Origin of the sequence: Pseudomonas sp. CDFA 610, assembly GCF_021147865.1 — a bacterium.
GTDB classification, from domain to species: Bacteria; Pseudomonadota; Gammaproteobacteria; order Pseudomonadales; family Pseudomonadaceae; genus Aquipseudomonas; species Aquipseudomonas alliivorans.
The window spans coordinates 76,345-88,849 of the sequence record NZ_JAGTPM010000010.1; the positions used below are offsets into that span (position 1 = coordinate 76,345).

A 12,505-nucleotide genomic window follows, 5' to 3' on the forward strand; every position below is an offset into this window, starting at 1 on the left:
GTAGCCATGTCGAAATCCGCTTTGTCCTTCATGATCCTGGCACTTATGGCGGTTGCCGTTGATCTGCTTCTTCCCCTTCAGTCTCAGGCTTTGAGCACAGCGGCGAAAATTGGTGCTGGCGTGTTCGCGAGTCTTTTCGTTGTTGCGCTGGTAGTCGGTCGTCGCTTCAAGTTCGATCCGGTTCTGCGCTGAGCGCTGACCTGTCATCTGCAACCTGCTGATGGTTGTGCTGGTCGGTAATGCTCACAAAGCGCTCTGACCGGATCATCGGCTCTGCCGGACGCATCTTCCGGTATCTGGCCCACGCCACCTCCCTCCCCCTCTTCTATCCGTCTGCCAGACCTTACGTTTGTCGGCCTGCGTTCGTGTTCCCGGCCTTTACCTTCTACGCTGACGACAGATAGCCATCATGGCAAAAAGTAGTCAGGCGGGGATCTTGCTATCGGTTGGGCGGTTTTGATTGTTTTTACAAATCCGTTCGCAATTCTGATAATTGGTGCTGGCTAATCGCCTTTATCTGAGTCAATATTTGTCACAGAATTGACGCCAAGGATTCGACGTAATGAGGGATGATGCAGCCCCTTTCGACAATGCGGTGGAACATTTGGCCAAAATGACTGTCAGAAGCTCACAATCTTGCGGCCACTTGCTAGAACCGCTTCCCCTGAACTAACCGGTTAAATATATGAGCCCTATGAAACAGGCTACTTATTCCAGCCGCACGGCTGACAAGTTCGTTGTTCGCCTACCAGACGGCATGCGTAATCGCGTGCAAGAGGTAGCCAAGAATCATCACCGCAGCATGAACTCGGAAATCATTGCTCGCCTCGAACAAAGCCTGATTCAGGAAGGCGCCCTTGGCGACGAGCCAAGCATGCGTCTGGACAGTCCTGAGCTGTCTTTGCACGAACGTGAGTTGCTGCAACGCTTCCGCCAGCTTTCGCACCGGCAGCAGAATGCGCTGGTGTCGCTGATTGCACACGACACGGAACTTGCTTCAGAAGAGTCGTGACAGTTAGCAAAGAGTACAAGGCCGGCGAAAGCTGGCCTTTTTTTGTTCTGGGATCTGCACTTAGTTGCTGTGGGAAACTTCACTACACCATGTAAGCCATATCTCAAACAAAAAAACCGCCACTCAGGCGGTTTTTTATTGGGTGTTTTTTAAAGCAGAAAGATGGTCGCCAGCCCGAGAAAGATGAAGAACCCGCCACTGTCGGTCATCGCCGTAATCATGACGCTGGCACCCATGGCTGGATCCCGCCCCAGCTTTGCGAGCGCCATTGGAATGGAAACGCCCATCAGCGCAGCCAGCAGCAGGTTGAGTGTCATGGCCGCCGTCATTACCACGCCAAGCGACCAACTGCCGTACAACATGTAGGCCACCACGCCGATCACCCCACCCCACAGCAGACCGTTGATAAGGCCGACCGCGAGCTCTTTACGCAATAACCGCGAAGTGTTGCCGACATTGACCTGGTCCAGCGCCATGGCGCGGACGATCATGGTGATGGTCTGGTTACCGGAGTTACCGCCAATGCCGGCAACGATAGGCATCAGGGCGGCAAGGGCCACCAGTTTCTCGATGGAGCCTTCGAACAGACCGATCACGCGGGACGCCAGAAAAGCGGTGATCAGGTTGACCGCCAGCCACGCCCAGCGGTTGCGCAGCGAGCGCCACACAGAGGCGAAGATGTCTTCCTCCTCACGCAGACCTGCCATATTGAGGACTTCGCTTTCGCTCTCCTCACGAATCAGATCGACCATTTCATCGATGGTCAGACGGCCGATCAGTTTGCCGTTCTTGTCGACGACAGGCGTGGAGATCAGGTCATAACGCTCGAACGCTTGCGCGGCCTCGTAAGCGTCGTCTTCCGGATGAAAGCTGACCGGGTCGTTGGCCATGACTTCACCAACCTGCTTTTCCGGGTCATTGACCAGCAGACGCTTGATCGGCAGAACGCCCTTGAGCACGCCGTCGATATCCACTACGAACAGTTTGTCGGTATGGCCGGGCAGCTCCTTGAGCCTGCGCAGGTAGCGGAGCACGACTTCCAGGCTGACATCCTCACGGATGGTCACCATTTCGAAGTCCATCAGTGCGCCGACCTGGTCCTCATCGTAGGATAACGCAGAGCGGACACGTTCACGCTGCTGCGAATCCAGGGCTTCCATGAGCTCATGAACCACATCACGCGGCAGCTCGGGGGCAAGGTCGGCGAGTTCGTCGGCGTCCATGTCCCGAGCGGCGGCGAGCAGCTCGTGATCATCCATGTCGGCGATCAGGGTTTCACGAACGGAATCCGACACTTCCAGAAGGATGTCGCCGTCGCGCTCGGCCTTGACCAGTTGCCAGACGGAGAGACGGTCTTCCAGAGGAAGTGCTTCAAGAATATAGGCGACGTCGGCAGAGTGAAGGTCGTCAAGCTTGCGCTGCAGCTCGACGAGGTTCTGCCGGTGAACCAGGTTTTCTACCCGATCCTGATGCTGACCTTCCTGGCGGTGAGTCAGGTCTTCAACGATACGCTGGCGCTGCAGTAGCTCGATGACTTGAGCAAGACGATCCTGCAAGCTTTCCTGCGTTTTTTTGACTTCTCTTTCGGTCATAGGCGAACTCCACTCCCAGCAGCGGAGCACGCCGGGGAGATCAATCAGTTAATTCATGATTGGTGAAACAAACTATTGAGTAACTACTGGGTAAGTCCATGGAGGTATTCCACAAGCCCCGGCGGGGCTGACGGGCGCAATGATACACCGCTTTGAGCGAAGCGCACGCGGGAAATTCAGCCTGAAACAGGCGCTTGCGATGCAAACCTCAAACGTTATGCAGATCGGCAGGGGTTCGACGTCACATTCAGCCAACAAAACACGTTAGCCCGGCACGAAGGCCGCCAGTACGCTGTCGCAATCGCTGCCATCAAGGATAAAACATGCGTATCACCCGCCATTTTCCACTGTGGAGCACCCTGCTCTGCCTGCCTCTGATCGCTGAGGCCAATACCGTGCAACGTTGCGAAGACACTTCCGGCAATGTGATGTTCACGACACTAGGCTGTCCTGAGGGGCATGCCAGCCGCGCACAGCGTGCCTTCAATCCACCGCCTGGAAGCGTGCAGGGCATGATGCTGCCATTCGCAGATGACAAAGAGACTCGGCGGGATCGATCCGCAAACAGGGAAATCGTCGTTGTCGGCCAGCGGGATGATGGTTGTGGCAATCGATTGAACGCCGATCAGCGTCGACAAGCCATCATCAACCAGCGCACGCCACCCGGCATGACGCAACGCGACGTCGAAAGTCTGCTTGGGCGACCGGACAAAGTGACCCATAACAATGGCGAGGTGCGTTACGTGTACAACCAGAAGAAAGGTCGCAGTAACACCGTGACATTCGATGAGAATGGGTGCGTAAAAGGAAAACGCTAAAAAGCAAAAAGCCCGTATCTTTCGATACGGGCTTTTTGGTGTTTGGTGCACTCGACAGGATTCGAACCTGTGACCGCTCGGTTCGTAGCCGAGTACTCTATCCAGCTGAGCTACGAGTGCATTGGTGTTTTTAGACCAGATCACCTCTGGTTGAAGCCAGTCAACTTCAGCGTTGTAATAACTTACAACTTTGAAGCCAACCTTAAATGGTGCACTCGACAGGATTCGAACCTGTGACCGCTCGGTTCGTAGCCGAGTACTCTATCCAGCTGAGCTACGAGTGCATGTGTTGGTGCCGCGCATTATAGGTCGTCAGATTGTTTAGTCAAGCACTTTTTCTAGTAAATTCAACAACTTACAGATCAAGCCAAATCTAACGCACTACATAAATAATGGCGGAGAACGGGGGATTCGAACCCCCGACACCCTTTTGAGGTGTACTCCCTTAGCAGGGGAGCGCCTTCGGCCACTCGGCCAGCTCTCCGCAACACGGGGCGTATAATAACCACCCTTTTCCCCGTTTGCAAACCAAAAATTCAATAAAAATTAATGGCTTGGTTCTTCGTCCTTCTCTTTCTTGATCCGCAGGTAAATCTCTTCACGATGAACCGCGACTTCCTTGGGCGCATTGACACCAATACGCACCTGGTTACCCTTGACGCCCAGCACGGTCACAGTGATTTCACCATCACCAATGATCAGGCTTTCTGCGCACCGACGAGTCAGAATCAGCATAACTTTCTCCTTACGCATTCATTCAGGAACAACAGTCTGCACAACCGGTAGGCACAGCCTGCAACAGTGAAGGCTGCAGGCGTGACCCGAGTATCAACTAACGCAAAGAAAAGAACAGCCTTTCTGCGTAGCCCGCAAACGGCACAGCCAGGCCGGGCCGCTTGAAGACCGGTCACTCGCCCTGTCGAGCAGCATCCAGTTCAAAAGCCGTGTGCAGTGCACGTACCGCCAGCTCCAGATACTTTTCTTCAATGACCACGGACACTTTGATTTCCGAGGTAGAGATCATCTGGATATTGATGCTCTCCTTGGCCAACGCTTCGAACATGCGACTGGCGACGCCTGCATGGGAACGCATGCCCACGCCGACGATAGAGACCTTGGCGATCTTGGTATCACCGGACACTTCACGTGCGCCGATTTCACGCGCCGTCGTTTCAAGCACCTGAAGGGCTGCCTGATAGTCGTTGCGGTGAATCGTGAAGGTGAAATCGGTGGTGTTATCGTGCGCAACATTCTGCACGATCATGTCCACTTCGATGTTTGCCGCGCTGATCGGGCCGAGAATCTTGAACGCCACACCCGGAGTGTCTGGCACGCCACGGATCGTCAGCTTGGCTTCATCGCGGTTGAAAGCGATGCCGGAAATGATCGGCTGTTCCATGGATTCCTCTTCATCAATGGTAATGAGGGTGCCCGGACCCTCCTTGAAGCTGTGCAGAACGCGCAGCGGGACATTGTATTTGCCGGCAAACTCGACCGCCCGGATCTGCAGCACCTTGGAACCGAGACTGGCCATTTCCAGCATCTCTTCGAAGGTGATCTTGTCCAGACGCTGCGCTTGCGAAACAACGCGCGGATCGGTGGTGTAGACACCATCGACATCGGTGTAGATCTGGCACTCATCAGCTTTCAAGGCTGCCGCCAGCGCGACACCCGTGGTGTCAGAGCCGCCGCGGCCCAGCGTAGTGATGTTGCCGTCCTCGTCGACACCCTGGAAACCGGCCACCACCACCACACGACCTTCTTTCAGGTCATTGCGGATTTTCTGGTCGTCGATCTGCAGAATGCGCGCCTTGTTGTGCGCGCTGTCGGTGAGAATACGCACCTGGTTGCCGGTGTAAGACACCGCAGGCACACCGCGCTTGATCAACGCCATGGCCAGCAGTGCGATCGTGACCTGCTCGCCCGTGGACACGATTACGTCGAGCTCACGTGGAACCGGCTGATCGCTGATCTGCCGGGCCAGCTCGATAAGGCGATTGGTTTCGCCGCTCATGGCCGACAGGACCACGACCAGATCAACGCCCGCCTCACGGAATTTCTTGACCTTGTCGGCCACCTGCTCGATGCGCTCGACAGAGCCCACGGAGGTGCCGCCAAATTTCTGTACGATTAAAGCCATCTCAAAGCCGCCTCAGAACCCGTTAAGAGCACCCATTGATCATCGAATTCGCGTGACAGGCCCGCCTTGCGCGGACGGACCTGCGGATTCGATTCAGATACCCTGCTCTACAAAAGGAACGGTCAGTGCCAACGCAGCATCCAGCGCACCTGCATCGACACCGCCACCTTGAGCCATGTCAGGACGACCGCCGCCCTTACCGCCTACCGCTGCGGCCGCTTGTTTCATCAAATCACCGGCTTTGAGTTGGCCAGTCAGGTCCTTGGTCACGCCTGCAACCAAGACAACCTTGTCTTCATGAACACTGCCGAGCAGGATCACTGCGCGGCCGAGCTTGTTCTTCAACTGGTCGACAAGCGCCAGCAGCGCCTTGCCGTCCTGACCATCCAGGCGTGTGGCCAGAACCTTGACGCCTTTGACATCCAGCGCAGCCGACGACAGATCATCGCCCGCGGCACTGGCGGCCTTGGCCTGTAGTTGCTCCAGTTGTTTTTCCAGCAGACGATTGCGCTCAAGCACAGCCGTCAGCTTGTCCAGCAGGTTGTCGCGATTGCCTTTGACCAGCGTCGCGGCTTCCTTCAGTTGGTCTTCGGCCGAGTTCAGCCAGGCCAGTGCCGCGGCACCGGTGACTGCTTCGATACGACGCACACCTGCAGCGACACCGCCCTCGCTGACAATCTTCAGCAGCGAGATGTCGCCGGTGCGGTTGGCGTGGATACCGCCGCACAGCTCGACGGAGAAATCACCGCCCATGCTCAGCACGCGAACGCTGTCGCCGTACTTCTCGCCGAACAATGCCATCGCGCCGCGCTTCTTGGCGGTCTCGACGTCGGTTTCTTCGGTCACGACCGGGGTGTTCTTGCGAATCTCGGCGTTGACGATATCTTCCAGCTCACGCAGTTGCTCAGGCTTGATGGCTTCGAAGTGGCTGAAGTCGAAGCGCAGGCGCTGACTGTCGACCAGCGAGCCTTTCTGCTGGACGTGATCGCCCAGCACCTGACGCAATGCCGCGTGCAGCAAGTGAGTGGCAGAGTGGTTCAGCGCGGTGGCCTGACGAACCTCGGCCGACACTTCGGTTTCAACCTGCGTGCCGACGGTCAGGCTGCCACTGGCCACAACGCCGTGGTGCAGGAAAGCGCCGCCGGTCTTGGTGGTGTCGCGTACATCGAAACGCACATCGCCGGCCTGCAGGAAGCCGCTGTCACCAATCTGGCCGCCGGATTCAGCGTAGAACGGCGTGGTGTCGAGGATCACAACGCCCTCTTCGCCTTCGCCCAGTTGCGGGACGGACTGGCCGTCCTTGTACAGCGCTACGACGCTGGCGCTGCCAGTGGTCGCCGAGTAACCGGTGAACAGGGTTGCCGCGTCGACCTTGACCAGACTGTTGTAATCCATGCCAAACGAACTGGCCGAACGGGCACGCACGCGCTGGGCGTCCATCTCACGTTCGAATCCGGCTTCGTCCAGCGTCAGGTTGCGCTCGCGGGCGATGTCTCCGGTCAGGTCCATCGGGAAGCCGTACGTGTCGTAAAGCTTGAACACGACTTCGCCCGGCACGACCGACCCCTGGAGTTCGGCCAGGTCCTGTTCGAGAATTTTCAGGCCCTGCTCAAGGGTCTTGGCGAACTGTTCTTCTTCCGCTTTCAGCACGCGCTCGATGTGCGCCTGCTGCTGAACCAGCTCAGGGAACGCAGCCCCCATTTCCGCGACCAGTGCAGCAACGATCTGGTAGAAGAAGCTGCCCTTGGCGCCCAGCTTGTTGCCATGACGGCAGGCGCGACGAATGATGCGGCGCAGCACGTAGCCGCGACCTTCATTGGATGGCAGCACGCCGTCGGCAATCAGGAAGCCGCACGAACGGATGTGGTCGGCCACGACTTTTAGGGATGCCTGGTTGTCATTGGTGCAACCGATGGCCTGGGCGGAGGCCGCCAGCAGACTCTGGAACAGGTCGATTTCATAGTTGGAGTGAACGTGCTGCAGCACAGCGCTCACACGTTCAAGACCCATGCCGGTGTCGACCGACGGCGCTGGCAGCGGATGCAGCACGCCGTCAGCGGTGCGGTTGAACTGCATGAAAACGTTGTTCCAGATCTCGATGTAACGGTCGCCGTCTTCTTCCGGCGAACCTGGAGGGCCGCCCCAGATTTCAGGACCGTGATCGAAGAAGATCTCGCTGCAAGGACCGCACGGACCGGTATCGCCCATGGTCCAGAAGTTGTCGGAAGCGTAAGGCGCACCCTTGTTGTCGCCGATGCGAACCATGCGCTCGGCAGGTACGCCGATTTCCTTGGTCCAGATGTCGTACGCCTCATCGTCAGTGGCGTAAACCGTGACCCAGAGTTTTTCCTTGGGCAGGTTCAACCACTTTTCGGAGGTCAGGAATGTCCAGGCATAGGTGATGGCATCACGCTTGAAGTAATCGCCAAAGCTGAAGTTGCCCAGCATTTCGAAGAACGTGTGGTGACGAGCGGTGTAACCGACGTTTTCCAGGTCATTGTGCTTGCCACCGGCACGCACGCACTTCTGGCTGGTGACCGCGCGGGTGTAGGCACGCTTCTCCTGACCGAGGAAACAATCCTTGAATTGGTTCATGCCTGCGTTGGTGAACAACAGGGTCGGGTCGTTGCCCGGAATCAGGGAGCTGGAGGCGACACGGGTGTGGCCCTGCTCTTCGAAGAAGCCAAGGAAGGCTTCACGGATTTCTGCGCTTTTCATAGGTTCTTCCACGGAGACTGCGGCCAGAGGCAATTGCAAAACGTCAAAGACGTAGCGACGGCAAAGGGCCGCATTATATAGGCGTTGCGCCCTCGGTACAGTCTGTTTGTACGATAGACACAAGTAACTGGACTATTGGCATGTCATTGGCGTGCAAACCCGGCGAACTCTGCGATGACTCGCTCGGTGTCTGCACGTGAAACATTCAGGTGCGTGACCATTCGCAGGCGTGGCGCGGCCACGAGCCGGATGCCGCGGTCGGCACAGAATGCCTTGAGCGCAGCAGCGCGGTCGCCGATGTTCACATACACCATGTTGGTCTGCACAGGCTCAACGCTGTAGCCAAGCCCGGCAAGGCCGTCGGCAAGAAACTGCGCGTTGGCGTGATCGTCGGCCAGGCGCTCGACCTGATGATCCAGCGCGTACAGTCCGGCAGCCGCCAGCGAACCGGCCTGACGCATGCCGCCGCCCACCATCTTGCGCAGCCTGCGCGCCTTGGCAATCAGTTCATGAGCGCCGCAGAGCACAGAGCCCACCGGAGCGCCAAGGCCCTTTGAAAGGCAGATCGAAACGGAATCGAAATGACGGGTGATCTCGCGCGCATCGACTTCCAGCCTGACTGCTGCGTTGTACAGCCGCGCGCCATCCAGATGCAACGCCAGGCCTTTTTCAGCGGTCATGGCGCGTGCATCGGCCAGATAGGACAACGGCAACACCCGACCTTGCATGGTGTTTTCCAGCGCAAGCAGACGGGTACGGGCGAAGTGGAAGTCATCGGCCTTGATCGCGTCGCGGACCTGCTGCAGGTCCAGCGATCCGTCGGCTTGCACATCCAGTGGTTGTGGCTGGATCGAGCCCAGCACCGCAGCGCCGCCGCCCTCATATTTATAGGTGTGTGCCTGCTGTCCGACGATGTATTCGTCGCCCCGTTCGCAGTGGGCCATCAACGCCAGCAGGTTACTCATGGTGCCCGACGGCACGAACAACGCGGCGGCAAAGCCCAGGCGTTCAGCCAGCGTAGCCTCCAGAAGATTGACCGTCGGGTCTTCCCCGTAGACGTCATCGCCAACAGGCGCCTTGCTCATGGCATCGAGCATGCCAGCCGTCGGTAAAGTCACGGTGTCACTGCGCAGATCAATGACTGTCACGAAAAAGCTCCCTGAAATTCGAACGTCGATAATGCATGCGAGCCAGCGGTTGCAACAAGGCATTACTGAGGCCTCGCTCCATGATAATCAAGCCCGAACAACCCGGCATTGCGCTCCTTTATAAGTAAAAGGCAGGTTCACTGTACGAAAGTGTCCATGCATGATCCAAAAAACTGTGATAAAAATCCCGCGCCGGCCAAGAAATGTGTCGGCAACGTTCTCAGGGCGGGGCGTAATTCCCCACCGGCGGTAATGATGCGCAATGCATCTAGCCCGCGAGCGCTTGAGGGTCGACAGCCACGGCTGATGACTCGCAAGGTCAGCAGACCCGGTGTGATCCCGGGGCCGACGGTCATAGTCCGGATGAAGAGAGAGCGGGAGTGGCGTCTAAAAGAACGTCTGCAAAACCCCATCTTGAACGACATCGTTCAAACGGTTTTCCTACGCGACTAGAATCCCTTTCGATCCAAATGCCCTGTTTTTTCTATAAACAGGAGTCAGAACACGTGCAACCCACTGCAATCGACAGCAAAAGCAAAAGTCACCCGAACGAGCGCGTTGCGTTCATCCAGGCCTGCTGGCACAAGGAAATCGTCGACCAGAGCCGTAAAGGTTTTGTCGCCGAAATGGCCAACCACGGGTACGCCGAGAGCGATATCGACTTCTTTGAAGTAGGCGGCGCTTTCGAGATCCCGCTGCACGCCAAACTGCTCGCCAATTCGGGCCGCTACGCCGGCATCGTAGGCGCCGCTCTGGTCGTGGACGGTGGCATCTATCGCCACGAGTTCGTTGCGCAGACCGTCGTCAGCGCATTGATGCAGGTCCAGCTGGAAACTGAAGTCCCGGTCTTCTCCGTGGTACTGACGCCGCATCACTTCCATGCGGGCGAAGAGCATCAGAAATTCTTCTTCGATCACTTCGCGCACAAAGGCGAAGAAGCTGCCAAGACCTGTGCCGACACCCTCAACAAGGTGCGCGCCCTGCGTCGTCACGAGCTTCAGCACAAAGCCGCTCGCTAAACCGGTAAGGATGAGGCTGCACTGACTGCCCTGCGCATCAGTTGCAGCCTCGCCTGATCAGAAGTCTACCTTCCCCCGCCCTGCCTTGATCGAACCCCGTTTGCTCTTGGACTCCAGCCTGCGAGTCTTGGAACCCAGGGTCGGCCGCGTCGGCCTGCGCTTTTTCTCGACCTTCGCTGCATTGACGATCAACTCGCTCAACCGCAATAGCGCATCGGCACGGTTCTGCTCCTGCGTACGGTATTGCTGCGCCTTGATCACGATCACGCCATCGCTGGTGATCCGACTGTCGCTCAGCGCCAGCAGCCTCTCCTTGTAGAAAGGCGGCAGCGAAGACGCGTGAATGTCGAAACGCAAATGCATGGCACTGGACACCTTGTTGACGTTCTGCCCGCCCGCGCCCTGGGCACGAATGGCAGTCAACTCGATATCAGTGTCCGGCAGATGGACGTTATTGGAAATCACCAGCATGAAAACATCTACGTAAATCGGAATGGAAGCCAAGGATACGCCGCGCGCAGCCGACGTGCATGACTGACATAAAAACCCGGCCTCATGAGCCGGGTTCTTCAAAAGCGAATCACGCTACTTGGCGGTCGCAGACGCCACCACCAGATTGCGTCGACTCTTGATCCGGTAGCAGAGCCACATCGCAGCCAGCCAGACCGGTATTGCGTAGACCGATATCTGAATGCCGGGAATCATCAGCATGATGCCCAGAATGAACACCACGAACGCCAGACAGAAGTAGTTGCCGTACGGATACCACAAAGCCTTGAACAGCGGGATCTGTTGCGTGCGATTCAGGTGCTGACGGAATTTGAGGTGCGAATAGCTGATCATTGCCCAGTTGATGACCAGCGTGGCCACCACCAGCGACATCAGCAACTCCAGCGCATGCTGCGGAATGAAGTAATTGAGCAGCACCGCCACCAGCGTCACCGCAGCCGAGGCGAAGATCGCTTTGACCGGTACACCACGCTTGTCCACCTGCGCCAGCATTTTGGGCGCATCGCCCTGCTCGGCCATGCCGACCAGCATACGGCTGTTGCAGTATGTGCCGCTGTTGTAGACCGACAACGCCGCAGTCAGGACAACGAAATTGAGAATGTGCGCAGCGGTGTCACTGCCCAGCATCGAAAACACCTGGACGAACGGGCTGCCGCTGTAGGAATCGCCCGAGGCATTAAGACTGGTCAGCAGACTGTCCCAAGGGGTGAGCGAGAGCAGCACCACCAATGCGCCGATGTAGAAAATCAGGATGCGGTAGATGACCTGATTGATGGCTTTCGGAATGACCGTTTTCGGCTGCTCTGCCTCGGCCGCGGTAAAGCCAAGCATTTCCAGACCACCAAATGAAAACATGATGATCGCCAGCGCCATCACCAGACCGCTGACCCCATTGGGAAAGAATCCGCCGTGCTCCCAGAGGTTGCTGACCGACGCCTGCGGTCCGCCGTTGCCACTGACCAGCATGTAGCTGCCCAGCGCGATCATGCCGATGATCGCGACAACCTTGATGATCGCGAACCAGAATTCGGTCTCGCCGAACACTTTGACGTTGGCCAGGTTGATGGCGTTGATGAGCACGAAGAAGACGGCGGCCGAGACCCAGCTCGGGATATCGGGCAACCAGTAATGAATGTACTTGCCGACCGCCGTCAGCTCTGACATGCCGACCAGGATATACAGCAGCCAGCAGTTCCAGCCGGACAGAAAACCGGCAAAGCCGCCCCAGTAGTTGTGCGCGAAATGGCTGAACGACCCGGCCACCGGCTCTTCGACGATCATCTCACCTAGTTGGCGCATGATCATGAAGGCAATAAAGCCGCAAATCGCATACCCGAGAATCATCGAAGGCCCGGCTGATTTCAGCACGCCCGCCGAGCCGAGAAACAGGCCAGTGCCGATAGCGCCGCCAAGCGCGATCAACTGGATGTGTCGATTCTTGAGGCCACGCTTCAACTCGCCAGACGCTGAGTTTTGTTCACTCATCAAAAGCCACCTGATTGTTCTTGTTCTGTGACGGAATAGGACCTGTTGCGCTCGTGACGTAAC

General features: G+C 57.4%; 11 protein-coding genes, 3 tRNA genes and 1 riboswitch. Of the genes, 4 read left to right on the forward strand and 10 right to left on the reverse strand.

What is annotated here, in order from left to right; genetic code table 11:
• The first annotated feature begins 6 nt into the window (after nt 1-6).
• Nucleotides 7-192 (forward strand): PA3371 family protein, encoded by a 186-nt coding sequence (locus KDX39_RS19285; protein ID WP_099229144.1) that lies wholly within the window; start codon nt 7-9, stop codon nt 190-192.
• A gap of 493 nt (nt 193-685) precedes the next feature.
• Nucleotides 686-1,012, forward strand: a complete 327-nt coding sequence (locus KDX39_RS19290) for an Arc family DNA-binding protein (protein WP_004884331.1) — start codon at nt 686-688, stop codon at nt 1,010-1,012.
• Nucleotides 1,013-1,161: 149 nt separating this feature from the next.
• Here KDX39_RS19290 and mgtE read toward each other — a convergent pair whose 3' ends face one another.
• Nucleotides 1,162-2,604 carry a magnesium transporter gene (gene mgtE / locus KDX39_RS19295; protein WP_099229145.1) on the reverse strand — a complete coding sequence of 481 codons (1,443 nt, stop codon included), beginning with the start codon at nt 2,602-2,604 and terminating at the stop codon, nt 1,162-1,164.
• A 323-nt stretch (nt 2,605-2,927) separates the two neighbouring features.
• Here mgtE and bamE point away from each other — a divergent pair, with 323 nt between their 5' ends.
• Nucleotides 2,928-3,422 (forward strand): outer membrane protein assembly factor BamE domain-containing protein, encoded by a 495-nt coding sequence (gene bamE, locus KDX39_RS19300; RefSeq protein WP_231661467.1) that lies wholly within the window; start codon nt 2,928-2,930, stop codon nt 3,420-3,422.
• Nucleotides 3,423-3,465: 43 nt separating this feature from the next.
• Here the strand turns inward: bamE and KDX39_RS19305 are convergent.
• From KDX39_RS19305 to ltaE, 7 genes are all read right to left on the reverse strand, one after another.
• A tRNA-Arg gene (locus KDX39_RS19305) sits at nt 3,466-3,542 on the reverse strand.
• Nucleotides 3,543-3,629: 87 nt separating this feature from the next.
• Nucleotides 3,630-3,706, reverse strand: a tRNA-Arg gene (locus tag KDX39_RS19310).
• Nucleotides 3,707-3,815: 109 nt separating this feature from the next.
• Nucleotides 3,816-3,906: transfer RNA gene (locus KDX39_RS19315), tRNA-Ser, on the reverse strand.
• A 62-nt stretch (nt 3,907-3,968) separates the two neighbouring features.
• The gene (gene csrA / locus KDX39_RS19320) at nt 3,969-4,157 is read right to left on the reverse strand and encodes a carbon storage regulator CsrA (RefSeq protein ID WP_002554426.1); all 189 of its coding nucleotides are present in this window, start codon (nt 4,155-4,157) and stop codon (nt 3,969-3,971) included.
• Nucleotides 4,158-4,329: 172 nt separating this feature from the next.
• Nucleotides 4,330-5,562, reverse strand: a complete 1,233-nt coding sequence (locus KDX39_RS19325; RefSeq protein WP_004884328.1) for an aspartate kinase — start codon at nt 5,560-5,562, stop codon at nt 4,330-4,332.
• 93 nt (nt 5,563-5,655) lie between these two features.
• A complete protein-coding gene (gene alaS / locus KDX39_RS19330; protein WP_231661468.1) occupies nt 5,656-8,280 on the reverse strand; it encodes an alanine--tRNA ligase in 2,625 nt (874 codons plus the stop codon).
• A gap of 143 nt (nt 8,281-8,423) precedes the next feature.
• Nucleotides 8,424-9,428 carry a low-specificity L-threonine aldolase gene (ltaE, locus tag KDX39_RS19335; protein ID WP_231661469.1) on the reverse strand — a complete coding sequence of 335 codons (1,005 nt, stop codon included), beginning with the start codon at nt 9,426-9,428 and terminating at the stop codon, nt 8,424-8,426.
• Nucleotides 9,429-9,640: 212 nt separating this feature from the next.
• A riboswitch (FMN riboswitch) is annotated at nt 9,641-9,808 on the forward strand.
• 126 nt (nt 9,809-9,934) lie between these two features.
• Between ltaE and KDX39_RS19340 the strand changes: the two genes are divergently transcribed.
• On the forward strand, nt 9,935-10,447 hold the full coding sequence (locus tag KDX39_RS19340) for a 6,7-dimethyl-8-ribityllumazine synthase (RefSeq protein WP_231661470.1): 513 nt from the start codon (nt 9,935-9,937) through the stop codon (nt 10,445-10,447).
• 57 nt (nt 10,448-10,504) lie between these two features.
• Here KDX39_RS19340 and arfB read toward each other — a convergent pair whose 3' ends face one another.
• Both arfB and KDX39_RS19350 read right to left on the reverse strand, forming a co-directional pair.
• The gene (gene arfB, locus KDX39_RS19345) at nt 10,505-10,918 is read right to left on the reverse strand and encodes an alternative ribosome rescue aminoacyl-tRNA hydrolase ArfB (RefSeq protein WP_231661471.1); all 414 of its coding nucleotides are present in this window, start codon (nt 10,916-10,918) and stop codon (nt 10,505-10,507) included.
• A gap of 114 nt (nt 10,919-11,032) precedes the next feature.
• On the reverse strand, nt 11,033-12,442 hold the full coding sequence (locus tag KDX39_RS19350) for an amino acid permease (protein ID WP_231661472.1): 1,410 nt from the start codon (nt 12,440-12,442) through the stop codon (nt 11,033-11,035).
• Nucleotides 12,443-12,505 lie beyond the last annotated feature (63 nt).